The organism is Clostridium sp. CMCC3677, from assembly GCF_023845585.1.
Lineage (GTDB): Bacteria > Bacillota > Clostridia > Clostridiales > Clostridiaceae > Clostridium > Clostridium aquiflavi.
This window is the reverse complement of record NZ_JAMQHS010000001.1, coordinates 224,657-250,463: the sequence shown is the minus strand read 5'-3', so window position 1 is coordinate 250,463 and position 25,807 is coordinate 224,657. Positions and strand designations below refer to the sequence as shown.

At 28.5% G+C, this 25,807-nt stretch carries 19 protein-coding genes; 4 read left to right on the top strand and 15 right to left on the bottom strand.

Going from position 1 to position 25,807, the window contains the following annotated elements:
• Positions 1–422: 422 nt before the first annotated feature.
• Both NG901_RS00985 and NG901_RS00980 read right to left on the bottom strand, forming a co-directional pair.
• Complete coding sequence (locus NG901_RS00985; protein ID WP_252211782.1) at positions 423–2,420, bottom strand: N-acetylmuramoyl-L-alanine amidase; 1,998 nt, start codon at positions 2,418–2,420, stop codon at positions 423–425.
• Between the two features lie 299 nt (positions 2,421–2,719).
• Positions 2,720–4,939 carry an N-acetylmuramoyl-L-alanine amidase gene (locus tag NG901_RS00980; protein WP_252211781.1) on the bottom strand — a complete coding sequence of 740 codons (2,220 nt, stop codon included), beginning with the start codon at positions 4,937–4,939 and terminating at the stop codon, positions 2,720–2,722.
• Positions 4,940–5,281: 342 nt separating this feature from the next.
• Here NG901_RS00980 and NG901_RS00975 point away from each other — a divergent pair, with 342 nt between their 5' ends.
• From NG901_RS00975 to NG901_RS00965, 3 genes are all read left to right on the top strand, one after another.
• Positions 5,282–5,551 carry an ATP cone domain-containing protein gene (locus NG901_RS00975; RefSeq protein WP_252211780.1) on the top strand — a complete coding sequence of 90 codons (270 nt, stop codon included), beginning with the start codon at positions 5,282–5,284 and terminating at the stop codon, positions 5,549–5,551.
• A 341-nt stretch (positions 5,552–5,892) separates the two neighbouring features.
• Positions 5,893–6,720 (top strand): Cof-type HAD-IIB family hydrolase, encoded by an 828-nt coding sequence (locus NG901_RS00970; protein WP_252211779.1) that lies wholly within the window; start codon positions 5,893–5,895, stop codon positions 6,718–6,720.
• A 36-nt stretch (positions 6,721–6,756) separates the two neighbouring features.
• Positions 6,757–7,587, top strand: a complete 831-nt coding sequence (locus tag NG901_RS00965; protein ID WP_252211778.1) for a pyridoxamine kinase — start codon at positions 6,757–6,759, stop codon at positions 7,585–7,587.
• 246 nt (positions 7,588–7,833) lie between these two features.
• On the opposite strand, the gene trxA is transcribed toward NG901_RS00965, so the two are convergent.
• Positions 7,834–8,145 carry a thioredoxin gene (trxA, locus tag NG901_RS00960; protein ID WP_012423094.1) on the bottom strand — a complete coding sequence of 104 codons (312 nt, stop codon included), beginning with the start codon at positions 8,143–8,145 and terminating at the stop codon, positions 7,834–7,836.
• A gap of 411 nt (positions 8,146–8,556) precedes the next feature.
• Positions 8,557–9,423 carry an NAD(P)/FAD-dependent oxidoreductase gene (locus tag NG901_RS00955; RefSeq protein ID WP_252211777.1) on the bottom strand — a complete coding sequence of 289 codons (867 nt, stop codon included), beginning with the start codon at positions 9,421–9,423 and terminating at the stop codon, positions 8,557–8,559.
• 420 nt (positions 9,424–9,843) lie between these two features.
• On the opposite strand from NG901_RS00955, the gene NG901_RS00950 reads away from it, so the two are divergent.
• On the top strand, positions 9,844–10,641 hold the full coding sequence (locus tag NG901_RS00950) for a histidinol-phosphatase HisJ family protein (RefSeq protein ID WP_252211776.1): 798 nt from the start codon (positions 9,844–9,846) through the stop codon (positions 10,639–10,641).
• Positions 10,642–10,921: 280 nt separating this feature from the next.
• Here the strand turns inward: NG901_RS00950 and NG901_RS00945 are convergent, their stop codons facing one another.
• From NG901_RS00945 to NG901_RS00900, 11 genes are all read right to left on the bottom strand, one after another.
• The gene (locus NG901_RS00945) at positions 10,922–12,976 is read right to left on the bottom strand and encodes a methyl-accepting chemotaxis protein (protein ID WP_252211775.1); all 2,055 of its coding nucleotides are present in this window, start codon (positions 12,974–12,976) and stop codon (positions 10,922–10,924) included.
• 165 nt (positions 12,977–13,141) lie between these two features.
• A complete protein-coding gene (locus NG901_RS17055) occupies positions 13,142–13,264 on the bottom strand; it encodes a hypothetical protein (protein ID WP_286675128.1) in 123 nt (40 codons plus the stop codon).
• A 137-nt stretch (positions 13,265–13,401) separates the two neighbouring features.
• Positions 13,402–14,793 (bottom strand): NADPH-dependent glutamate synthase, encoded by a 1,392-nt coding sequence (gene gltA / locus NG901_RS00940; RefSeq protein ID WP_252211774.1) that lies wholly within the window; start codon positions 14,791–14,793, stop codon positions 13,402–13,404.
• On the bottom strand, positions 14,793–15,680 hold the full coding sequence (locus NG901_RS00935) for a sulfide/dihydroorotate dehydrogenase-like FAD/NAD-binding protein (RefSeq protein WP_252212093.1): 888 nt from the start codon (positions 15,678–15,680) through the stop codon (positions 14,793–14,795). The genes gltA and NG901_RS00935 overlap by 1 nt, the downstream gene beginning before the upstream one ends.
• Before the next feature lie 213 nt (positions 15,681–15,893).
• The gene (locus NG901_RS00930; RefSeq protein ID WP_205455250.1) at positions 15,894–17,060 is read right to left on the bottom strand and encodes an iron-containing alcohol dehydrogenase; all 1,167 of its coding nucleotides are present in this window, start codon (positions 17,058–17,060) and stop codon (positions 15,894–15,896) included.
• A 553-nt stretch (positions 17,061–17,613) separates the two neighbouring features.
• On the bottom strand, positions 17,614–19,527 hold the full coding sequence (locus NG901_RS00925; protein WP_252211773.1) for a sigma-54-dependent Fis family transcriptional regulator: 1,914 nt from the start codon (positions 19,525–19,527) through the stop codon (positions 17,614–17,616).
• A 243-nt stretch (positions 19,528–19,770) separates the two neighbouring features.
• The gene (locus NG901_RS00920; protein WP_252211772.1) at positions 19,771–20,214 is read right to left on the bottom strand and encodes a 3D domain-containing protein; all 444 of its coding nucleotides are present in this window, start codon (positions 20,212–20,214) and stop codon (positions 19,771–19,773) included.
• A 225-nt stretch (positions 20,215–20,439) separates the two neighbouring features.
• A complete protein-coding gene (locus tag NG901_RS00915; RefSeq protein WP_252211771.1) occupies positions 20,440–20,880 on the bottom strand; it encodes a hypothetical protein in 441 nt (146 codons plus the stop codon).
• A gap of 519 nt (positions 20,881–21,399) precedes the next feature.
• Positions 21,400–22,995 carry a peptide chain release factor 3 gene (locus NG901_RS00910; protein ID WP_252211770.1) on the bottom strand — a complete coding sequence of 532 codons (1,596 nt, stop codon included), beginning with the start codon at positions 22,993–22,995 and terminating at the stop codon, positions 21,400–21,402.
• Between the two features lie 429 nt (positions 22,996–23,424).
• Positions 23,425–24,174: a MurR/RpiR family transcriptional regulator gene (locus tag NG901_RS00905; RefSeq protein ID WP_252211769.1), complete on the bottom strand. Its 750-nt coding sequence runs from the start codon at positions 24,172–24,174 to the stop codon at positions 23,425–23,427.
• Between the two features lie 160 nt (positions 24,175–24,334).
• On the bottom strand, positions 24,335–25,660 hold the full coding sequence (locus NG901_RS00900; protein WP_252211768.1) for a 6-phospho-alpha-glucosidase: 1,326 nt from the start codon (positions 25,658–25,660) through the stop codon (positions 24,335–24,337).
• Positions 25,661–25,807: the final 147 nt, after the last annotated feature.

The window sequence follows — 25,807 nt, the reverse complement described above, 5'->3', positions numbered from 1 at the left end:
ATATACTTATATATTATCATATTTTAGCAATAGAATAATATATTTGCATTAGACTTATTTCTAATTATTTCTCAGGAAATATTCAAAAAACTACGTTTTTTTTAAAATATTAATCATATTATATTTTTCGTCCAAATATAATATAGCTTTATATAAAATCATCATTAAACGGTAAAATATATCTATGAAAATTATTCCAAAGAACAAAATCACTAAGGCGACTTTGGAGCCGTCGATTTTTTTAGCCATGCGCTCTTTCCAAACGTAGTGCAGGAATAATGGTGCGGCATATGATTATTTTTTATTCTTTAGGGGTACTCATAATACCTTTAAAACACATTATTTTAAAAGTTATCCACAAATTTTTTAATAATATAAATTCCTAAAGAATAAAAAAAGAAGGCTTTACGCCTTCTTCTATTTTAAAATGAATTTGCTACTGATTCTGCAACACCATCTGCTATTTTATGTTGATAATTTGAATCAGCACAATTTGCTGCTTCTGTTGGATTACTTATAAATCCTGCTTCTACTAATACTGATGGCATATTTGTATTTCTACACACAAATAAATTACCATCCTTGCCACCTCTATTAACCGCACCTGTTTTATTTACAATGCTATTTGTAATATTAGTAGCCATTCTTCTACTTGTTGAAATCTTAGAATCACTATAAGCACCACCAAAACTTGAGTCTTGAGCTTTTGTGCTGTAATAAGTTTCTACACCACTTGCAGATGTAGCATCTGCTGAATTATGATGCACACTTATAAAGAAATCAGCATTAAGTTCATTGGCAAGATTAACTCTTTTAGTAAGACTTTGAGTAACACTTAAAGTTTCCCTATCAGTTTCATTTCTAGTCATAACTATTTTATAACCCATAGATTCAAGCTTCACTTTAAGTTTCATTGCAAGCTGCATATTTAAATCTCTTTCAGAATAAGTAACTCTATTATGGGTTGCATAAGCCCCATCATCTCCACCATAATTATGGCCTGGATCAATTACTACTAGCTTAGAAGATGATGATCCGCCATCAACTCTACTTTGTCTTTTTCCATCCGGTCCTATTTTCCAACCATCTATAACAGTATCTTTAAGCATTTCACCTGATGATGAATGTAAATAATAAGTATCATTACCTACCATAGTCCATCCTGTTGCCATGTCTCCACTATTGTTTAGATAATACCATTTGTCTCCATTAAGTTTTATCCAACCTTTTGCCATAGCGCCATTAGAATATAGGTAATACCAATGTTCATATGGTTTAATCCATCCAGTTAACATACTTCCATCAGTATTGAAATAATGCCAATTTCCGCTTATTTCAAACCAACCTACTCTCATAGCTCCGCTTATATCTAGAAAATAAGTTTTACCATTTATTGAACTAAATCCTGTAACCATAATTCCATCACCTTGAAGGTAATACCACTTACCTCCATCATTTAACCAACCTTTTTGCATTCCGCCCCAAGATTGAAGATAATACCAGTGATTTTTAGTTTGTAACCAGCCTGTAGCCATAGAACCATCACTATATAAATAGTACCAATTTCCATCTGGCTTTATCCAGCCTGTTGCTTTAGTTCCATCTGATTTATAATAATACCAATTTCCATATTGTTGTTTCCAACCAATTGATGATGAAATATTAGTACTATTATCATTTGAATCTTCTATAGGTTTTGTTGTTTGCGGTACGCTCGGTTTTGTTCCTGTTTCTGGAAATTCAGGAATATAATTTTCTTCTTCGTTAGAACCTGGTACATCTGGTTTTGTGTTTTCTTCGTACTCGCTGTCTATTCCTGAGTAAGTTAATAAATTATTATATAATGCATTAACTTCTTTACCATATGTAGGACTTGGCGCCCATCTTCCACCTAATGAATTAACAGTAGTTGCTTTCCCTTTAATACTTACAAAATGCCTTGGATCATATGTACCTTCTTTTGGATAGCCCTGAGCACCTGCATATAACGCAAGATGATCTAAGTGGGCTTGTACTCCTTCGTCCCAAGAGTTAAATCTTTGATGTGCATTTGGATCTGTATCTCCTCCACCTTGTGACGTTTTCATTCCACATGGATTATTATAGCTTTCATTTAATACTCCACCAAACTTACCATATCCAGTTTCCTTGGCAGCTTGTACATATGCTATCCCTGGATTAACATCTCCACATTTTTCTGCATATTTCCAATAAAGCTCTGCTAAACTTGCAAATGTACTTGTAGCACCTTTTGATTCAGCCCATTCTTTAGCTTGTTTGGCAGTAACTTCCGTATCTGATACTATCTTAATATCAGCAAAGTCTCCTTTAGTACTGGCTTGCACATTAATTGTCGGAACAATTGAAAATACAATAGTCAAAGCAAGAAATAGTGAAATAACCTTTTTATTAATATTCAAAATCTTTCTTTCCCTCCATTCTCCTCTGAAATATATAATTTAAAATATCATCTACAAAATTCTCCAAAAAATTTGCATTAATATTCTAAAATCACACTAATTCTAACATATGCAAAAAAAAAAGTAAATTTTTATAATTAACTTTCTAATTCTGTCTAAAGCCTTTATTCTACTTAATTATACTTAATCAGCAAGTTTTTTATGGTTTCATTTTCCATAGAAAAAAATAAAAAATCTTCTACATAAACCTTAAATTTACGTAAAAGATTTTTTTATTTAACTTTTCTAAGTTTCTACAATTAATTTAATTGATTTTCAATTGCTTCGGCTATTGCTTTTGCTACAATTGTCTGATTGTTTGAATCCGCACATCTTGCTGCTTCATTTGCATTAGTTATAAATCCACATTCAATAAGTATTGCTGGCATATTAGTGTTTCTACAAACATTTAAATTCCCATTTTTAGGTCCTCTATTTGTAGCACCTGTTTTGCTACATATATTATTTACAACACTTGTTGCCATTGCTTTACTTTTCTCAATTCTTGATTGGTTAGGTGATTTTCCACCCATTCTATCATCTTGAGCATTAGTGCTATAAAATACTTCCACTCCATTTGCAGATGCTGCATCTGCTGAATTATGATGTATACTTACAAATAAAGTAGCATTAAGATCATTAGCTAATTTAACTCTTTTATCAAGACTTTGCATAGCTGCTAATGTTTCTCTCTCTGATTCATTTCTAGTCATAGCAACAGTATAACCTTTATTTTCAAGTTCTGATTTAAGTTTTGCTGCAACTTGCATATTTAAATCTCTTTCTGAATAAGTAATCCCATTATTGGTAGCGTATGCTCCATCATCTCCACCAAAGTTATGACCTGCATCCACTACAATAGTCTTGCTTAAACTATTATTAGAATTATTTCCAGAAGTTACATCATTTTTATCTGACTTCCTTCTTCCATTTTTATCTATATCATAACCATCAACTTTTGTATTCTTAAGTAACTTTCCACTTTCCAGGTCTAAGTAATAGTAATATCCACCACTTTGTACCCATCCTGTGCTTCTACTTCCATTATCATTTAAATGATACCACTCATCACCTAAGTTTAACCACCCTGTTGCCATAGCTCCAGTATCATATAAGTAATAACATGTTCCATTTAAATTAAGCCATCCTGTACTCATTTCTGAATTTTCATTAAAGTAATACCAATAATTATTTATATTTGTCCAACCTGTTTTATTGATTCCATTTTGATCAAATACATAAGTTTTATTATCTATTAACTTTATTCCTGTAACCATACTTCCATCACCTTGAAGATAATACTTATTTCCATTATCTAAAAGCCAACCTAATTTTAACTTTCCACTATTTTCAACATAGCACCATTTTTCGTCTATTAAATTCCAACCTTCTTTTGAAAGCATAGCACCTGACTTATCTAAGTAATATAAATCATTTGCATTTTGTAAAAATCCAGTTGCCATTATACCGCTTGTCTTTAGGTAATACCAATTATTATTTATACACTTCCAACCAGTCACCATAATTCCATCAGCATCGAAATAATACCATGAATTATCTAAATTCGTCCATCCTACAGACATCTCCCCTGTAGAATTTAAATAATACCAGTTTCCATTAGGATTAATCCATCCAGCTGCCTTGCTTTCATCTGAATAATAATAGTACCACTTTCCATCTTGTTCTTTCCAGCCAATATCTGAACTAACATTTGTTTCTCTATTAAGTGTTGGCTCAACAAAAGAATTGTCAAACATTATTACAGAATCAGTTACCAAAGAATTAGGTTTCTTTTCAACAGGTCCTGGTGGTGCAAAATAAGATGAATCATCATTGTCATTTAAATTATCTTCATCATCTTTTTGCTCATCTTTATCAACCGTAATATTTGAATAATCACATAATTCTATATAATATTTGTTTACTTCTTCTCCATAAGTAATACTTGGAGCCCATTTTCCACCTAATGAATTAACAGTTGGTGATTTTCCTTTTATACTTATGAAATGTCTTGGATCATATGTATCACTTTTAGGATAACCATTAGCCCCTGCATAAAGTGCTAAATGATCCATGTGAGCTTGTACGCCTTCATCCCAAGTATTAAACTTCTTATGAGCATATTTATCTCCATCTGATCCACCTTGTGAAGTCTTCATTCCACATGGATTACGAAAACTCGAATCTAATACTCCTCCAAATCTTCCAAATCCAGTTTCTTTTGCTGATTGTACATATGCAATAGCTGGATTAACATTTCCGCAAGTCTCTGAATACTTCCAATAAAGGTCTGCTAAACTTAAAAATTCTTCAGTTGCACCTTTAGTTTTTGCCCATTTTTTTGCATCACTTGCAGTAGCTTCTGTATCTGATATTATGTTTATATCCTTTACAGATGCTTGTACAATAGTTGATGACATAAAACCTAGTGCCATTACAAATACAAATAAAAATGACACTATTTTACTTTTAATATTCAAAATAGTATTCCCCCTTCCTAGTTGTCATATTTTTAACATAATTATCCATTTTTCTTATAAATATAATCTAATTTTATCACATGAAGTTCTTGATGTAAATTATAGTTATCATGGATAATTAATCTATAACAACTTCCTTATAAATAAAATATATGCTCAAAACAATAAATTTACCAATTTTTTAATAATGCTCTATTTTAAATAAAATTCTTACTTATTACAAATTCTAATATAAATCCCCATAATTCCAAACAATATATTCTATTAGTGCATTAAACATTTACTTTATATAGCTTTTAACCGATAATATAAATAAACATTTATAAGTCAGGAGATGATTATATGAACATAATTAAAAAAAATGGAAGAATTGAAGAATTTCAAATGTCAAAAATTAGACAATCAATACTTAACGCATCAGAAGAAGTTACAGAACCATTATCAGATGCTGAACTTAAATTAATAGAAAAAGAAGTTAATAATATTTTATGTAAATTAAATAGAACAGAAACTTCTTCTTATGAAGTGTTTGCTATATGCTTAAATGTACTAAAAGAATTAGGATTTAAAGCAATATGTAAGTCATATCTTGAAGGCTCATTAAGTTTTTAAAAAAACGATTGTGCCACCCTTCAATGAACAATTTACAGTTGACAATGGACAATTATGATTGAAAGCCACTGGTTTTCTTAAAAAATATATATTTAGAAATCACGTTGTTATTTCATCCTAAATTGTCAATTGTTCATTGTTCATTCAAAAATATATATTTTAAAATTCTAATATAGAATTTCTTTCAGCACTCTAAATTCCCTACTCTTTATCTGGTAATCTCAATTTTCAACTAATATTTGCTCATAGATATAGTTTTTTAAGTCTTTAAAACTTAAAATTTTCTATAATTTGCTGTACAATAAAAAACATAGTCATACATTAAAGGGAGGATGTTATTTATGAAATATAAATTAGTATGTATCGATATGGATGGTACTTTATTAAATGGTCACAGTAATATTAGTGAAAGAAACAAAGATGCTTTAAAAAAAGCTGTTAAGAAAGGTGTGCAAGTTGCTATAAGCACAGGGAGAATATTTGCTTCTGCTGATTATTTTGCTGACCTTATAGGTATAAAAACAGATCTTATTTCATGCAATGGAGCATACATAAAAAATAGATCAACAAATGAAGTAATGTATAGTAATACCTTAACTAATGAACAAGTATTAAAGATTCATGATTCTATAAAAGGACATGATTTTAAAATAATATATTATACTCATGATACAGCTATTGTTGATTCTCTATTTCCTGAAAATCATACATACAATGTAACAAATAAATTAGTCAGTGATGAAAAAAAAGTTAAATTTTTCATTACATCTGATATAAATAAAATTCTTGAAAAATACAGTAATAAAATAATAAAAGTAATTTGTTTAGATAATAGTAAAGATAAAAATACTTTATTTGAAGTTAAAAATAATTTGTTAAAATTTTCAGATATAGAGACTGTAAGTTCTGGTGATAACAATTTTGAAGTTATGCAAAGGGGTGTTTCAAAAGGAAATGCTGCAAGAATTCTTTCTGAAAAACTTGGAATAAAGCAAGAAGAAGTCATCTGTATAGGGGATAACGAAAATGACCTATCAATGATTAAATTTGCTGGACTTGGGGTAGCTATGGGAAATGGTTCAGATGTAGTAAAAGAAGTTGCCGATTACATTACAGATACAAATGTAAATGATGGTGTTGCAAAAGTAATAGAAAAGTTTATACTTTAGTCAAATAAAGAAATGTTACTTAATAGAGGTGTTAATATGAATAAAAATAAACAAAAAAGAATAGCTGTTATAAATGATTTATCTGGATTTGGTCGTTGTTCTTTAACTGTTGCACTTCCAATAATATCTGCTATGAAAATACAATGTTGCCCATTGCCCACTGCAATTTTATCTGCAAATACAGCATTCCCAAATTTCTTTTTTGATGATTACACAGATAAGATGGAAAATTTCACGAACCATTGGAAAGAACTCAACTTAAACTTTGATGGCATATGTACAGGTTTTTTAGGTTCTAAAAATCAAATTGATATTGTCATAGATTTTATAAAAAAATTCAAAGATAATAATACACATATTTTAGTTGATCCTATAATGGGCGACAACGGAAAAATATATTCAACATATACAAATGAAATGTGTAATGAGATGAAATTACTAATAAAATATGCTGATATAATAACTCCAAATCTAACTGAGGCCTGCAAGTTAATAGATATGTCCTATCCAAATAGAACTCTAAATGAAAAAGAACTAGAATTTATAGCTAAAAGCCTATGTGAAAATGGTCCTAAAAAAATTGTAATAACAGGATTACAAAATAATAATTATGTACAAAATTATATTTATGAAATTGGAAAATCTCCAAAGATAATAAGTGTAAAAAAAGTTGGAAAAGATCGTTGTGGTACAGGAGATGTGTTTAGTTCAATATTAGCTGCTGATATGGTAAATAATTTAGATATTATAGCTAGTGTAAAAAAAGCTAGTGATTTTATAAGCAAATGCCTAGAATTCACATCAGAATTAGACATCTCAGTACATGAAGGTATCTGCTTTGAAGAATACTTATGTGAATTAAAATAACATAATTAATTGGGGCTATGTTTTAAGTGAATGTTGATATTTTAGTATAAGGGCGAACTGGCGTTGGAATTTGCTTTTTAGAACTCTTAATGAAGATTTGTACAATTAATTGCTTGTCAGCAATCTTTGATTGGGAGCATGCATTAATTGGACTAAGCTTTATTTTAGAGTTCTTAAAGTAAATTCCTCTGTCCATGAGCTTTATACTACAATATCAACACTGTTTTAAAACATAGCACAATATTATTATATGTATTTTTCTAAATTCATTTTTATTTTTTCTTTTGGTAAGAATCCTACTTCAGTACTTACATCTTTACCATCTTTAAATATTATCATAGTTGGAATACTAAATACGCTAAACTTGCTAGCTAATTCTCCACTTTCATCTACATTAACTTTAAAGAATTTAACTTTATCCTTCATTTCTTCTTCTAATTCTTCAAATATAGGCGCTAACATCTTACAAGGTCCACACCAATCCGCAAAAAAATCTACTATTACAATTCCTTCTTTTATTGCATCATCAAATTCATTAACTTTTAATATTTTTGACATAATTTATTACCTCACTTTATTTTATTATTTTTTATAACAGTTTATTTTTAAATATATAAATCTTATAGAGTATAATCATTTATAACCTTTAACTTAGTTTTTAAATATATGGCTATGTTTTAAGTGATTGTTGATATTTTAGTATAAGGGCGAACTGGCATTGGAATTTGCTTTTTAGAACTGTTAAGTGAGAATCTAAATTTTATATTTAACTTTTCGAACTTACTCAGTGAATGTACATGAGTCGAGTTTCCTTTTAGTCTTACAATTAATTGCTTGTCAGCAATCTTTGATTGGGAGCATGCATTAATTGGACTAAGCTTTATTTTAGAGTTCTTAAAGTAAATTCCTCTGTCCATGAGCTTTATACTACAATATCAACACTGTTTTTAAACATAGCCAAATATATTTTTATTTTTTATTTTTTTCATCTACATAAGAAACTGCAGATAATGCTGCAATATTTCCTTCTCCTGCTGATTTAATATATTGATAAGGCACTCCTACTATATCTCCAGCTGCAAAACATCCTTTTATATTTGTTTTCATCAGTCTATCAACTTTAACATGATTTTCATCTAATTCTAACCCAGGAACTAATTGACCAGGTGATATACTATCTCTTAATATAAAAATACCATCAGTTTTAATTTCTTTGTTAGATAAAATTAAAGAATTAACTTTAATATCGCCTTTTATCTCTATCGGTTTATCTTTTATAATCTCAATACCTGATTTAACATCTACTTCCTCAGTATACATAGGTATATAATATACCTTTGATGCTATTGATGCTATAAAATTAGCTTCTTCTTCATCTTTCTTATTATAAGCTATTATAGTAACCACTTTATCTTTGTATAAAGGTGCATCACATGTTGCACAATATCCAACACCCTTACCTAAAAACTCTTCTTCACCCTTAAATGGCTTACCAAAATTCACTCCAGTAGCTAATATTATAGAAGTAGCTTCATACATCTTTTCATTTATCATCAATGAAAAATAATCTCCCATTGCATAAATGTTATTTACTTTTTCTTCTGTAATATTTATATCCATAGATTTTAAATGATTAAGAAACTCATCTCTTATTTCCAATCCACTTTTCTCATAAAAACCTAAATAATTATTTATTGTATGAGCTTTTACTAACTTATTACTAATATCTTTACTTCCAAAGATTATAAAGTTCTTTTTTCTTATTCTTGCATTTAATGCTGCTGATAACCCCGCTGGTCCACTTCCAATAATGGCTATATCGTATCTCTCTCCCATAAACTTTTCCTCCTAACCTTAATTAAGAATAATCGATCTAAAATATATTATTACTAAAAACCAATATTTAAATACATTTAAGTAATATAAAAATTGAATACTTTAGTCTTAATTATAAATTCAATTTTACAAAATTAAATTTATTAAAATATATTTGTTTGATTTATTATATATCTTTATTATTAATAATGTCAAACAATTTTATAATTATTATAAAAATAAAAAGCTACATTATTTTCAAACTAAAATTTTATAATAATAACCATAATTTTATAAATTATTTTTAATTGCTTATTAATAATTGGCTCTGTTTTAAATGCACTGCAAAAATATTTTATTTTGTAATATATTAAAATTAGTATTAAAATTACTTAAAGTAAGATATTTAATCTATGTTTTAAATTAGTAAGGAGGCTTTTTATGTTATATTATGATTATCATATGCATTGTAATTATTCTGCAGATTCACAAACTCCAATGAAAGACATGATAGAAAAATCTATTGAGTTAGGACTTAAAGAAATTTGTTTTACTGATCATGTTGATTATGATGTATTAGGAAATCCAAATGTTAAAGTTGATTATGATAAATACTTTAAAGATATAAATTTTTATAAAGATAAATATCATGATAAAATTTCTATAAAAAAAGGTATTGAAATGGGACTTCAAACTCAAGTTTTAGAGCGTTGTTCTAAAGAAATAAAAGAAAATAATTTTGATTTTGTAATTGGATCTATACATACTATAGATAGACATGAACTATTTACAGGTGATTTTCACAAAGGAAAGACTCAACATGAAGCTTATGAGGGATATTATAAAAGATTATTAGAAATAATCAACTTATATGATGATTACTCTATTTTAGGACATGTTGATTTAATAAAAAGATATGGCAATTATGACACTCTTTTAAAAGATGAGCTTTTCTCTGACTACTTAGAAGCAATCTTAAAAAAAGTTATTGATTCTGGTAAAGGAATAGAAATTAATACTTCATCATTCAAATATAATCTTCCTGATTTAACACCATCTAAAAATATTCTTAAAATGTATAAAGATTTAGGTGGAGAAATAATTACAGTTGGTTCTGATTCACATATTCCAACTCAAATAGCTACTAAATTTGATTATATTCATGATGTTCTAGGTTCCATGGGATATAAATATATTTGTAAATTCAATAACATGAAACCTGAATTTATAAAAATATAACATAAAAAAGGGACTTCACCACGCTTTTTAGTTCATAGTGGAGATTTGAGAGTTATTTATTGAAAGCTTATTTTAAAATTTCTCTATGAGATTTCATCATGAACTCTCCACTTTAACTTCTCAATTCCCCATTAAATTTTATATATTTTAGGCTAATATTGATATATGCAATAGGCAAAAAGTGGACTAAGTTTAATTACTCAGTCCACTTTGCTTATGCATATATAAACATGCTTCTAAAACACATCCATATATTAAATTTTTTCTAAATAAAATTTTATTATAAAGTGAATTTTTTAACCATAGAATTAAGATTATCCGAAATCTCTATTTCATTTTCCACAATAGTAGATATTTCTTCAACTAATTGTGAAACTAGTTCTATACTTGAAACAATCTCTCCACTATTAGATGCTGTATTTTGAGATGCTTCTGCAATATTTTGTATTGCATCTCCAACTTCATGTGTAATGTATTCAATGTTATTTGTCATCTCAGATATTTTTATAGATATATCTTCAATAGCATTTGCATCCTTATCATATTGATTAGCTATTCCAACAAATTCTTTGTAATCTGGAGTTACAGTATCTTTAATAAATAATAACATCTGCGTAGAATCATTAGTTAATTTATTAAATGCTTCTTGCACTTTACTTATAGTCTCAATAATTTCTTTTACTGTATCTGATGTTTGTGTTGCAAGATTACCTATTTCAGAAGCAACAACTGCAAAGCCCTTTCCTTGTTCACCAGCACGTGCAGCTTCTATTGAAGCATTAAGTGATAATAAATTAACTTGTTCTGCTATATCAGAAATAGCTTTAGCCATAGCCCCTATATTTTCAACTATTTTAGCATTTTCAATACTTTGTTTTAAATTTGTTTCATGAACTTCTGATAAACTAGTTGCTTTGTTATAAGAATCATTACTCATTTTTTCTATATTATATGCCCTCACCTTTATGTCTTTTGCCATATCATGACTTTTAATTGTTTCCTGTGACAATAAACTTATTGAAGAGTTAACTTCTTCTACAGAAGCATTAACTTCTTCAGTAGTAGCACTAGAATTAAGCATAGATTCACTTATATTTTTAACTGAATCTTTAATAACCTTATAATTCTCTACTAAATATTCAGTTGATTTATTTAAATTTTCTGTTATGCTATTTACTTTGTTTGCATCATTAGATATTTCCTGTATCATATTCTTATTTTCTGATAACATTTTATTTAATGAATTGCTCATTTGACCTAATTCATCATTAGATGTTACTTCAAGTTCATCAATAGAAAAATCTCCATTTGATAAGTTTGATGCTAAATTATTAACTTTCTTTATAGTTTTAGTTAGATATTGAACTTGCCATATTATCGCTAATGTAGTTAATATTATAGCTAAAATTCCTACCACTATAAGTTTAGACATTAAATCATTTATAGGTTTGTTCAATTCTGAAATAGGTATTTGCATAAATAACTTCCATCCAAATGGGTCTACCGTAGTATAATAAGCTTCATACTTTGTATCATCAATAGAAAAATTACTTTTCCCATCAGTATTATTTAATAAAACATTTCCAAATTCTGAAAGTGATTTATTGTCATCTTCATTAATTTTAGTTTTCATTATTTTTTTATAATCACTGTTAGTTATGTATTTCCCGTCATTATTTATCAATAAGGCCTTACCATTTTCACCAATTTTGAAATTATTTATTAAATCCTGAATTGATGGAATTTCCATATCAACACTAATTACACCAATAAAATTATCATCTGCATCATATATAGGTGTGGCACAAGTGCTCATTATAGTATCTAATGTTTCATCATAGTATAAATCACTAAATACTGTTTCTTTATTATTATTCTTAGCATTCTTATACCACTTATAATTAAAATAATTATATTCAGCATTGCTATAGTCATATGTCACTAATGCTTTATTATCTTTCTTATGAATATATGGTCCAACATATTCTTTGCTTGCATCATAAACATACGGTTCAAACCAAATTCCAGCACCAAGTACCAGATCACTTTTAAATATTGTTTTTCCAATCATTTCTTCATATTGTGATAAATATGTAGTTTTATAAGTTGATCCAACATTTAATGCAAGTTGACTAGACATTGATGAAATTTCTTGCATCTTAAGATTTATTGCATTTACTGTAGAACTTAATTCTGCTTGCATGTTTTCTTCTACTTGTGTGTCTATAATACCCTTGCTACTTTTATAACTTATACCCGCTAGCAAAACCATTGATAAAATAGTTACGAATAGTAGAATTGTAAGCATTCTTGTACTTATTTTTTTAAACCTCATTACAAACTCCCCCTTTTTATTTATAATTAATCACTCTTTTTATTTATAATTAATCACTAAATAGTAATTCTTTATACGTAAATTATAAACTTATTAAATTTAGTGTACAATGTTCCATTTAATAATAATCATAAAAGTATATCATGACGTTAACTAATCTCTGTATTAATTCTCTTCAGTAATTCTTATACTTATATAGTCAAATGCTACTGCTTGTTGATTATTAATTTCATAAGATTCATCTATTAATTGACAATATTTTTCTCTCTCTATATATTGTCGAAACAAAGAAACTTAACTTTATAAATCTATTGTAAGACAAAAAAGATGACTTCTGAAAATACAGAAATCATCTTTTTTTAAATTCATCATATCATTTTTGCATACTAAAAATCACATACTTTTTACTTTATCTAATTAAACAATTATTTACCTTGTAAATATCCATCTATAGCTTCTGCTGCTTTTTTACCAGCACCCATAGCAAGTATTACTGTTGCAGCACCTGTAACGGCATCTCCGCCAGCATAAACACCTTCTTTAGTAGTTAAGCCATTTTCATCTGCAACTAAACACTTCCACTTATTAATATCTAATCCCTCAGTTGTTGAAGATATTAGTGGATTTGGAGATGTTCCAAGTGACATTATTACAGTATCAACATCCATAACAAATTCTGATCCTTCAACTTCAACTGGTCTTCTTCTTCCAGAAGCATCTGGCTCTCCAAGTTCCATTTTTACGCATTTCATTCCTTTAACCCATCCATTTTCATCACTTAATATTTCAGTTGGATTTGTTAAAACATCAAAGATTATTCCTTCTTCTTTAGCGTGATGTACTTCTTCTGCTCTTGCTGGAAGTTCAGATTCACTTCTTCTATAAACTATATGAGCTTCTGCACCTAATCTTAAAGCAGTTCTTGCAGCATCCATAGCAACATTTCCGCCACCAACTATAGCTACCTTCTTACCAGCTTTAACTGGTGTATGATATCCTTCTTTAAAAGCTTTCATTAAGTTAACTCTTGTTAAGAATTCATTTGCAGAGAATACGCCATTTGCATTTTCTCCATTTATACCCATGAATTTAGGAAGTCCAGCACCTGATCCAATAAATACGGCATCAAATCCTTCTTCTTTCATTAATTCATCTATTGTTATTGTTCTACCTATGATAACATTAGTTTCAATCTTTACTCCTAATTTCTTAATATTTTCAATTTCAGCTTTAACAACTTTTTCTTTAGGTAATCTAAATTCAGGTATTCCATAAACTAGAACTCCACCTGCTTCATGTAAAGCTTCAAATATAGTAACATCATATCCTCTTTTAGCTAAATCTCCTGCACAAGTAAGTCCTGCAGGCCCACTTCCAATAACAGCAATTTTCTTGCCGTTTAATGCTTCTGTTTTTGCTAAATCTATATTATTTTTTCTTGACCAATCAGCAGTAAATTTTTCTAATTTACCTATTGCTACAGCTTCACCTTTTATTCCTAATACACACTTACCTTCACATTGGCTTTCTTGTGGACATACTCTGCCACAAACTGCTGGTAATGCACTATATTTAGCTATTTCTTTAGCTGCATTTTCAAAATCTCCATCTTTAGCTTTAGCTATAAATCCTGGAATATCAATTGATACAGGACATCCTTCAACACATTTAGGGTTTTTACATCCTAAACATCTCTTAGCTTCTTTTACAGCTTCTTCTTCATTATATCCTAAACATACTTCTTCAAAATTCTTAGCTCTTAATTCTGGAGCTTGTTCAGTAACAGGTGTTCTTTTCATTCTATCTTGCATATTCATTATTTATCACCTTTACATCCACAACCACCGTGGCTATGAGTGTCCCCTTCTTCAATCTTTAATTGTGCTCTTCCTTCTTCACTTTTGTACATAGTTTGTCTTCTCATTGATTCATCAAAATCAACTAGATGTCCATCAAATTCTGGTCCATCAACACAAGCAAACTTAACTTCATTTCCAACAGTAACTCTACAAGCACCACACATACCTGTACCATCTACCATAATTGGATTTAAGCTAACAGTTGTTTTGATTCCAAGCTCTTTAGTTAAAGCAGCCATAAATTTCATCATTATCATAGGTCCAATAACTACTGCATGATCATATTTATTTCCTTTTTTAACTAAATCACTTAAACAGTCAGTAACTCTACCGTTAAAGCCGTATGATCCATCATCAGTTGCTATGTAAAGATTTCCTGCAACTTTTTTCATTTCTTCTTCTAATATTAATAATTCTTTATTTCTTGAACCAACTATAACATCACATTTCATTCCATTTTCATTCATCCATTTAACTTGAGGATAAACTGGTGCCGCACCAACTCCACCTGCTATGAAAATAATATTTTGTTTCTTTAAATCTTCTAAATTTTCATGAACAAATTCACTTGGTTGACCTAATGGTCCAACAAAGTCACAAACATAGTCGCCTTCTTCAAAAGTTGCTAATTGTTTAGTTCCTTGCCCAACAGTTTGGAAAACTATTGTTACAGTTCCGTTTTCCTTATCGTAATCTGCTATTGTTAAAGGAATTCTTTCACCTTTTTCATCATTTTTTACAATAATAAATTGACCAGGTTTTGCTGATTTTGCTACTCTTGGAGCTTCTATATCCATTAAAAAGATATTATTTGTAAGTTCTCTTTTACTAACTATCTTATACATCATTTGTCCCCCTATAGTTTTTATCAATTTTAACTGTTTTTACATATGTAATCAATGGTTTTTATATTATAATATGTAATATTTTTCTTTTAAATCTTATTTTTTACATCAAGTTCCCAATAATAACAAAAGCTCTCTAAAGTGAGAGCTATTGTTTTTATTAAATTATTGAAAATTAATTCTAGTTTAAATATACGTTATTAACTTCTAATATTAGAAATTAACTTTAGTTCCGTAGAATGTACATCCAAGTAATTTTTCCATTGTCTTATCATCTATTGCCCTAGGACTTGATCCTGTACATGCATCTAATACTGCATTGTGAGCTATAAATTCAACATTAGCCTTAAAGTCTGCTTCTTCAACGCCATATTCTTTCATTGAATGAGGAATATTTAATGCATCATTGAAATCATTGATTAATTTAATTAATGAATCAGTTAATTCAGCATCAGTATTTCCTTCTAATTTTAATGCTCTAGCGATATCTGCATATCTATCTTCACATTCTGTTCTGTTATATTGAATTACATATGGTAAGAATATTGCATTAGCACATCCATGAGGGATATGGAATACAGCTCCTACTTTATGAGCCATAGAATGAACTATTCCTAGTAATGCATTTGAAAAAGCCATTCCTGCTAAACATTGTGCTTCATGCATTAAGTTTCTAGCTTCTTTATCTCCTTCAAATGATTTAACTAAATGTTCATTTACCATTTCTATTGCTTTCATAGCTAATGGATCTGAGAAGTTTGATCTTAAAGATGCAGTATATGCTTCTATAGCATGAGTTAATGCATCCATTCCAGTATGAGCTACTAATTTAGCTGGCATTGTTTGAGCTAATTCTGGATCAACTATAGCTATATCTGGAGTTATATTAAAGTCAGCTAAAGGATATTTAATTTTTGCTTTATAATCTGTTATTACTGAGAATGCTGTAACTTCTGTAGCAGTACCACTTGTTGATGGAATAGCTACGAATTTAGCTTTTTGTCTTAAATCTGGTAATCCAAATGGAACAACAGCTTGTTCAAAAGTAAAATCTGGGTATTCATAGAATATCCACATAGCTTTTGCAGCATCTATTGGTGATCCTCCACCCATTGCAACTATCCAATCAGGTTCGAAGTTTCTCATAGCTTCTGCACCCTTCATTACTGTTTCTACTGATGGGTCTGGTTCAACACCTTCAAATAATTGTACTTCCATTCCTGCTTCTTTTAAATAATCTTCAACTTTTTGAAGGAATCCAAATCTTTTCATTGATCCACCACCAACTACTACAAATGCTTTCTTTCCTTTTAAAGTTTTTAGTGTTTCTAAAGATCCTTCACCATGATATAAATCTCTTGGTAATGTAAAACGTGCCATAATCTGTTCCTCCTAAAATATATCTTTATTTTCTTAATTACTTTTATTACTTAATATATTACTTTTTTGTTATTTTATAATTAAATAACTTACATAAATATATATAGCAAGAACCATGCCACATTGTTATTACTTTATCAATCTTTTCTGTTCAAGCCATTCTTTAAACAATAAAGATATTACTAAATAAAATAATGTCCTAAAACAATACACTTATTCATAAATAAAACGTATTGTTTTAGGACACTGTCCGTTTATATTACACTTTTGCAATAAAATAATATTTTATTTTATAAAAACTCTGTTAAAAATTAGTTTATTTTCAACTTATAATACTAAAATAAACATACTTTAAATAAATGTTGATATATGCAATGAGTCAGTGGCATTGTAATTGGACTTTGAGAATTCTTAATGAGTATTGTCATATTTACTGCTTGTCTCAATTTTATATTGGGAACAAGCTAAAATGGGACTATACTCATTTTAGCATTCCTAAGTGTAATTACTCAGTCCACTTACTCATGCATATATCAACACTATTCAAACATGTTTATTCCACATTATACTTTTTTATTTTTAAGTATAATGTATTTCTACTTATTCCCAATGCTTGTGCTACTTTAGTCATATTATGATTATAAGATTTTATAGCTTCCTTAATAGTTTTCTTTTCTAATTTCTCTAAATTAAAATTTTCTCCTTTGATTTCAAGAGTTTCACAAGTTGAATAACAACACTCATCAATAACTTTTTCAGAAATCATATCTTTTCTTTCATCATCACTATCTTCTAGTAAATCAAATGATAAAATCCCATCTAAATTAACTATATTTTCAATATAATTTTCTAATTGCCTTATATTTCCTGGCCAATTATATGATAATAAATTCTTATATAATTCTTTATTAATTTCAGGAATTCTTTTATTTAGCTTAAAAGATTTTATTCTTAAAAAATATTCTATAAGCTTTTCAACATCCCCTTTTCTCTCACGTAATGGAGGTAATGTTATTGGAATAACGCATAATCTATAATAAAGATCTTCTCTAAATGTACCTTTTTCAACTTCTTTTTTTAGCTTTTTATTTGTAGCAGCAATTACTCTAACATCAACAGAAATTTCTTTATTTCCACCAAGCCTAGTTACCCTGCCTTCTTGCAATACTCTTAAAAGCCTAACTTGCATATCAAGTGGCATTTCACCTATTTCATCTAAAAATAAAGTTCCACCATTAGCCACTTCAAATTTTCCTGGTTTCCCCCCTTTTTTACCACCAGTAAATGTACCATCTTCATAACCAAAAAGTTCACTTTCTATTATATTCATAGGTATAGCTCCGCAATTTATAGCTACAAATTTATTAGTTCTTCTTAAACTATAATTATGCATTGCTTGAGCTAAAACTTCTTTTCCAGTTCCGCTTTCTCCCTGAATTAAAACAGTTGAAGGACTATTCGAAATAATTTTGCTGTTAATTACTACATTAGCAATGGCAGCGCTTTCTCCTATGATATCATTAAAAGTCCAAAAAGCTCCTGTTGGATTCTTTAAATCTCTATCTTCCTTTTCATTTATCATTGTCACAACCATTCCGATTATTTTTTCCTTATGTCTAATTCCTTTAAATTCTAGTCTAGTCTTATATTTACTTGTATGCTTAAACTTAAAGTCTTTAATCACATTATTTTTATTTATGTCTAATTCTTCAAGTATATTGCCCATATTAGGTAAAATATAATGTAATTTTTCGTGTAATAGTGATTCCTTAGGCTTATTAAACATTTCTACACCAAAACTATTAATATTTACGATCTTCTCATCTTTATCAACAATCATAATTCCTTTATCTAGGTTATCTATAATACTTTCCATATAATTATAAGTTTGAGTTAATATATTATTTATTTTCTTATTATCAAATTCATTTTCAATTGCCTTTACACCAAAAACAACTAATCCTAAAGTATGAGGATGTTTCATATTACTTCTTCCACTTAAATTTAAAGTTCCTATTATTTTCCCGTCAGTATCATGAATTGGTGCTGCTGAACAAGTTAAACTTTGTAATCCCTCTATATAGTGCTCATTAGCTGTTATTTGAACACAATCATCTTCTTTAATAGCAGTTCCCATTGCATTTGTACCTATATTTTGTTCATCCATATATGCACCGACTTTAAGATTAATGCAATCTAATTTGCTAGCATTTTCTTCTGCTCCTTTTATATATAAAATGCATCCATTTTTATCAGTCAAAACAATAATAAATTCATTATCCATAACTGCTGAAAAAACCATATCAATGTATAGCTTTGATATTTCTATTAATTCTTTATTATCAGCTAGTATTTTTTCTAATTCTATCCCTGAAAGAATTTTTTTTGAATAACTCGATTTCTTTTCAACTCCATAATTCTCACTTCTTTTGTGAGAATCTTCAACCATTGTCTTTCTGCTCTTCATTAAAAATCTCCTGTTCACTTTTAAGTTAAACCACTCTATAATAAATTATATTTTTATGCACACACTCTTTTTAATTCTATATTTTAAATTATACTAATATAAAATCATATATAAATTATTATAACCCAACTTTTTTATTTTTTCTTTTAATTAGGCAATGTTTAAAGGTTTGTAATCTCTTTATATAATAAAATGACCAAGAAAAATCAAAATTTTCTCAGTCATTTTTATGTTTATAATTTTTTATTTTCTTGAAGAATCTCCAAGGCATGTAACTTTTACATTTCTTACGCCCCACTCACAACATTCTTCATCACTGTTAAAATATACATCAATCTTATTTCCTTTTATAGCTGCTCCACTGTCAGCTGCAACAGCATAACCATATCCCTCTATATACAAAATCGAACCATAAGGAAATACACTTGGATCAACTGAAATTGTGCTAATTCCTAGAGGATTTCTTACACATGGAATTCCGCTAGCTGTCATATTACCTGAAGAATATGCTGTAGAAGGACATATCATTTCAATATTATGATCTGTTCCATTAGAAATATATGCTTGTGCTTCATGATTAGAAAAAGTTATTGTAAGTGCGCAAATGCTCATCATTGCTATTGTAAATACAGTAACTTTCTTTTTAAGATTTTTAAGAAATATTGTATCTTTATACTTCTTTAACATCCCATCTCTCCTTTTGTATTTTTATATTACATTTTCCATTATATCATATATTTATGTAACCTCTCAATGTAAACATATACATATGATAAAGTAGATTCTCAACTAATATTTGCTTAAACCTAAATTTTATCAGACTTTAAAGCTTCAAAAATTCTATACTTTCTTTTACAATAAAAAAGATGATGTTTCCAAATCAAAACATCATCTTTAAAAGCTCTCTGTTTATTATTTTTCACTATATTTAGCAAACATTTTTTCTGCAATTTCTTCATTTACGTTTTTTAAGTTATTTAAATACATAAATGCACTTCCTTGATATTCTTGTCCTTCTCCAAATAAACTTATCTCATAACAATTTCTTAAAACATTAATTATACAGTTATCGTAATGATTTTCCTGACAACTCTTACATCTCTTAAGTATATCTGCTATAGCAATAATAACATCATCTTTATCATATAATTTTGTATCCATTACAGGAATATTTCCATATCCATTTTCAACATACGTGACTCTATTTTTCAAACATCCTTTTATACATTCCTTACCATATCCGATTAAACACTTTTCTTTAGTGCATGTACTACATACATCTTCTGACAAACAGCAAGGAGCTAATTTATTAACTAATTCATTAAAATTAATATCTTTAAAAGCAACACCCATTATATTTCCCTCCATTTTTAATGTATCTTTTCAAACTAATATTTATGTTTTAATATAATTACATTCTAACATTTAAATTTACTTTTTTATAAATATAAAATAAATTTCTCTATTTTAAAATCCAGACTACAATATCAACTTAATATAAAACATAATCTAATTTTAAATACATTTTATAATAAACTCTATTAAATAATATTTATTATCACCTTATTGTTATATTATAGTATATGTTTACATTTTAATCAAATTATGCATAAATATTTTTATCAATTTATAAAATTTTAACCGTCATTCTCAATTAAAAACATCTCTAAAACTATATTTTATCTGCTTATGAAGCTTTAAAAGCCCTACAATTTCCTGTACATAAAAAAATAGTAGCTAAAATCATTTAAGTCAGCTACTATTCTTCATTATTATCTATATTTTTAATATTTGTTTATATATGCTTTAAATAAATTAGCATTTTACTCAGTCCAATTTACTTATGCATATATAAACACAATTATATTTTAATTAATCTTCACTCTTACCTACATCAGATAAAATTACATCTTTATTATGATCTAAAGCCCAGCTTATGCCCCAATCATTTTGGAATATAAGTAAGTTTCTATCTCTTAAATCCTTAACCTTCTTAGTATCTGAAGTTAAGTTTAGCTTATCCATATCAATATTTTTATTTTCTATCCATCTTACATATCTATAAGCTAATCTATCCATTTTAATATCTACATTATATTCATTCTTTAATCTGTATTCTAGAACTTCAAATTGAAGCACACCAACAACTCCAACTATAATTTCTTCCATACCTATATGAATTTCTTTAAATACTTGTATTGCGCCTTCTTGAGCAATCTGAGTTACACCCTTTATAAATTGTTTTCTCTTCATAGTATCAACTGGTCTCACTCTTGCAAAATGTTCTGGTGCGAATATTGGGATTCCTTCAAACTTAAATTTCTTTGATGGAGCACATAATGTATCCCCTATTGAAAATATACCTGGATCAAATACCCCAATTATATCTCCTGCATAAGCTTCTTCAACAATTTCTCTATCTTGAGCCATAAATTGTTGAGGTTGAGCAAGTTTAATCTTCTTTCCGCCTTGCATGTGGTATACATCTTCACCTTTGTTAAACTTACCTGAACAAATTCTCATAAATGCAATTCTATCCCTATGAGCTTTATTCATGTTAGCTTGAATCTTAAATACAAAAGCTGAGAATTTATCTTCAAATGGGTCAATAACCCCTTCTGATGAGTTTCTTGCAAGTGGTGATGTAGTCATTTTTAAGAAATGTTCTAAAAATGGTTCTACACCAAAGTTTGTTAATGCTGAACCAAAGAATACAGGAGTTAATTCTCCACTTCTTACAGCTTCTAAATCTAAATCATCTCCAGCAATATCTAATAGTTCAATATCTTCCATTAACTTATCATGAAGTGCTTCTCCTAAAATTTCTCTAAACTTAGGATCATCTGCTGAACCCTCTATAGCTTCAACTTCATTTTGACCATGGTTTCCTCCATTAAAGGCTATGATTCTATTATTATCTCTTTCATATACACCCTTAAAGTCCTTACCAGAACCAATTGGCCAGTTCATTGGATAAGTTTTAATTCCTAATTCATTTTCGATATCATCAAGTAAACTAAATGGATCTCTAGCTTCTCTATCCATTTTATTTACAAAAGTAAATATAGGCATTTCTCTTAAAGAAGCAACATGGAATAACTTTCTTGTTTGATCTTCTATACCCTTTGCAGCATCTACAACCATTACTGCGCTATCTGCTGCCATAAGTGTTCTATATGTATCTTCTGAGAAGTCTTGGTGACCTGGAGTATCTAATATGTTGATACAGTGATCATCATAGTTAAATTGCATAACAGATGAAGTAACTGAGATACCTCTTTGTTTTTCAATTTCCATCCAGTCAGAAACTGCATGTTTAGATGCCTTTCTTGCTTTAACAGAACCTGCAAGTCTAATAGCTCCTCCGTATAATAAGAACTTTTCTGTTAATGTAGTTTTTCCCGCATCGGGATGGGAAATAATCGCAAAGGTTCTTCTCTTTTCAATTTCTTTTATATAATCAGCCAAAAGTAAATCCTCCCTAATTTAAAATTTCATTAATTATATTATAAACATTCTTAAAATTTATTGTTTCTTAATAATATTATCTATATTAAAATATGTCCAAATACACTAAATACATTCAATATATTGACTAAAGTATTATATCACATCTATGCTTTTAAATACATATTCTCTTCTTTATAATTAACAATGAATAGAACAAAATCGCTAAGGCGACTTTAGAGCCGTTGATTTTTTTAGCCATGCACCCTTTCCAAATGCAATACAGGAATAATGGTGCGGCATATGATTATTTTTTATTCTTTAGATGTACTCATCATGCCTCTAAAATACAGTATTTTATAAGTTATCCACAGATTTTCAGGCGATATAATTTCCTACAGAATAAAAATAAGGCTATTGTATTTTGCAATAGCCTCATTAAATCATAGATTAAGTTCTTATATAACTTAAATATTGTCTAAAAAGCACATCAACTAATAAAAAAAAGAAGGCTGTTGTTTCATGTACTCTCCCATTGTCAAGATTAATTTTTCCCGTTGATATATACAAATTATATTCACAATTCCTTGCCAATAAATTATCACTAAATTTAGTCATAGATATACAATTGATACCATTAATCTTAAACCCATTTGTTATTACCTTTAAAACTTCGCTATTTCCAGATAATGATATTACTATAAATATATCCTTTTCAGTTATATCCGAAGCTACAGTTTTTAGTTCTGTTTCTCCCTCAATTACATATAAATATTTACTCACTATCAAAAATGTTCTTTGCATCTCTTTTGCTACTGCTGTTTGGGTCATTCCAGTTCCATAAACAAAAACTCTTTCAGCTTTATATATTAATTCACATATTTTAGGAAGTTTTTTCTTATCTAAATGCTTTCTATTTTCTTCTAAATCTAAATAAAATTTATGTACATAATCCTCATCTGTTTTTTCATCTTCTTGTTCTTCCCATCTTAAAAATACCTTGAATTCGCTATATCCTTTAAAGCCTAATTTCTGAGTAAGTCTTAAGATTGTTGTTCTTGATACATTACAATTATCAGCAAGGTCATTTATAGATAAATTTCGACATTTTTTCTTGTTATTATATATAAATTTTAAAATATATAGATCATTTTCATTAAGCTTTGAATAATTATTATTTACTGCCTCTTCTAACTTCATCTCTGCTACCTCCGTAATTATTATCATTATATCAAATAATCACATAACGAGATAGTTGAATTGTAACAGAGGTTGCTTATTTTAATAAGCAACCTCTAATCCACTACACTTTAATTATTTTGTAAAAAACTTTAAGCAAATTTAATTATATTATAAAATTTTATTTTAGCACTGGCCAATATTCTTTATTAGCTTCAATTAGATCATCAAGAATTTGCTTTGCAACTTTTGCACTTGGAACTGTCTTTGATAATGTAATTGCTTGCCATAATTTTTGATATGAACCTTCTGCCCATGCTTCAACTGTTAATTTTTCTACTGAAACTTGTTGTTCCATTAATCCTTTTTGGAATTGTGGAATAGCTCCAACAACTAATGGTTCTGGTCCTTGGCTTCCAACTATACATGGAATTTCAACCATTGCTGTTTTATCAAAATTTTCAATAGCTCCATTGTTTTCTACTATTAATAACATTCTTTCTTTAGTGTTGTATGCAATAGCTCTAGCTAAATCAACGATATATGAAGCATGTTCATCAACATGTAATTCGCATCCTTTGGCTGTTCCTGTCTTTACAACTTTTTCACATTCGCCAAATACGAATTTTTCTCTTCCATCCATAACTTCATTTGCTCTAGTATATTCTTTATTAGAATGTTCTACAACATAGTCTTGGAATAAGTAGTATTTTAAATATGTGTTTGGTAAAGTGCTTGGATCTACTGCAAATACATCTTTTGCTTTACCAAAAGTATCATTCCAACTTGGATCATCATGTTGATTTTCATCAATATTAACATTATATCCATATTTAGCAACATGTTCTTTGATCTTTGGCATTAAGTCCTTTCCTTCTTTATCTTTAACACTTGTCCACCAACCAAAGTGGTTTAATCCATAGTATCTTATTTCCATTTCTTTTCTTGAAGATAATCCAACTATTTTAGCCATGTGTTCTTCAATTCCAACTGGCATATCACATATATTTAATATCTTTGAGTTAGGTCTTAACTTTCTAGTAGCTTCTGCAACTATTGCTGCTGGATTAGAGTAATTTAACATCCATGCATTTGGAGAATATTTTTCCATGTAATCAATGATTTCAATTATTCCTCCAATTGAACGCATACCATATGAAATTCCTCCTGGTCCACAAGTTTCTTGACCAACTACATTATATTTTAATGGAATTTTTTCATCTAATTCTCTCATTGCATATTTACCAACTCTGATATGAGCCATTACAAAATCAATATCTGTAAATGCTTCTTCTGGATCTGTTGTTTGCATGAATTCTATTTCAGGTGCTCTTTCTTTTAATATTATTTCACATGCCTTAGCAACTTTATCTTGTCTTTCAGCATCATTATCATAAAATTTAATCTTTCTAATTGGGAATTTTTCTAAGTTTTCAAGTAACATTAATACTATCCCTGGTGTAAATGTACTTCCACCGCCTGCTATTACTACTGAGAATTTTTTCATTTTTCATTCCTCCTAAATTACTATATTTTATTCATTAGTTTGTATCTGTAATTTTAGTTACATACTTCTGAATTTATTTTGTCATCTTTTAAATTAATGATTTTATTAGTATTTAATTTTATTTATTAGTATTTATTTCCATTATAA

Excerpts from the sequence above, each read along its gene's own strand:
- NG901_RS00905 (WP_252211769.1), bottom strand. The coding sequence starts at position 24,174 with ATGAAGTTAGAAGAGGCAGTAAATAATAATTATTCAAAGCTTAATGAA.
- NG901_RS00935 (WP_252212093.1), bottom strand. The coding sequence starts at position 15,680 with ATGTATAAGATAGTTAGTAAAAGAGAACTTACAAATAATATCTTTTTA.
- trxA (WP_012423094.1), bottom strand. The coding sequence starts at position 8,145 with ATGTCAAAAATATTAAAAGTTAATGAATTTGATGATGCAATAAAAGAA.
- NG901_RS00965 (WP_252211778.1), top strand. The coding sequence starts at position 6,757 with ATGAATAAAAATAAACAAAAAAGAATAGCTGTTATAAATGATTTATCT.
- NG901_RS00950 (WP_252211776.1), top strand. The coding sequence starts at position 9,844 with ATGTTATATTATGATTATCATATGCATTGTAATTATTCTGCAGATTCA.
- NG901_RS00925 (WP_252211773.1), bottom strand. The coding sequence starts at position 19,527 with ATGAAGAGCAGAAAGACAATGGTTGAAGATTCTCACAAAAGAAGTGAG.
- NG901_RS00975 (WP_252211780.1), top strand. The coding sequence starts at position 5,282 with ATGAACATAATTAAAAAAAATGGAAGAATTGAAGAATTTCAAATGTCA.
- gltA (WP_252211774.1), bottom strand. The coding sequence starts at position 14,793 with ATGAATATGCAAGATAGAATGAAAAGAACACCTGTTACTGAACAAGCT.
- NG901_RS00955 (WP_252211777.1), bottom strand. The coding sequence starts at position 9,423 with ATGGGAGAGAGATACGATATAGCCATTATTGGAAGTGGACCAGCGGGG.
- NG901_RS00920 (WP_252211772.1), bottom strand. The coding sequence starts at position 20,214 with ATGTTAAAGAAGTATAAAGATACAATATTTCTTAAAAATCTTAAAAAG.
- NG901_RS00930 (WP_205455250.1), bottom strand. The coding sequence starts at position 17,060 with ATGGCACGTTTTACATTACCAAGAGATTTATATCATGGTGAAGGATCT.
- NG901_RS00945 (WP_252211775.1), bottom strand. The coding sequence starts at position 12,976 with ATGAGGTTTAAAAAAATAAGTACAAGAATGCTTACAATTCTACTATTC.
- NG901_RS00900 (WP_252211768.1), bottom strand. The coding sequence starts at position 25,660 with ATGAAAAAATTCTCAGTAGTAATAGCAGGCGGTGGAAGTACATTTACA.
- NG901_RS00915 (WP_252211771.1), bottom strand. The coding sequence starts at position 20,880 with ATGGGTGTTGCTTTTAAAGATATTAATTTTAATGAATTAGTTAATAAA.
- NG901_RS00970 (WP_252211779.1), top strand. The coding sequence starts at position 5,893 with ATGAAATATAAATTAGTATGTATCGATATGGATGGTACTTTATTAAAT.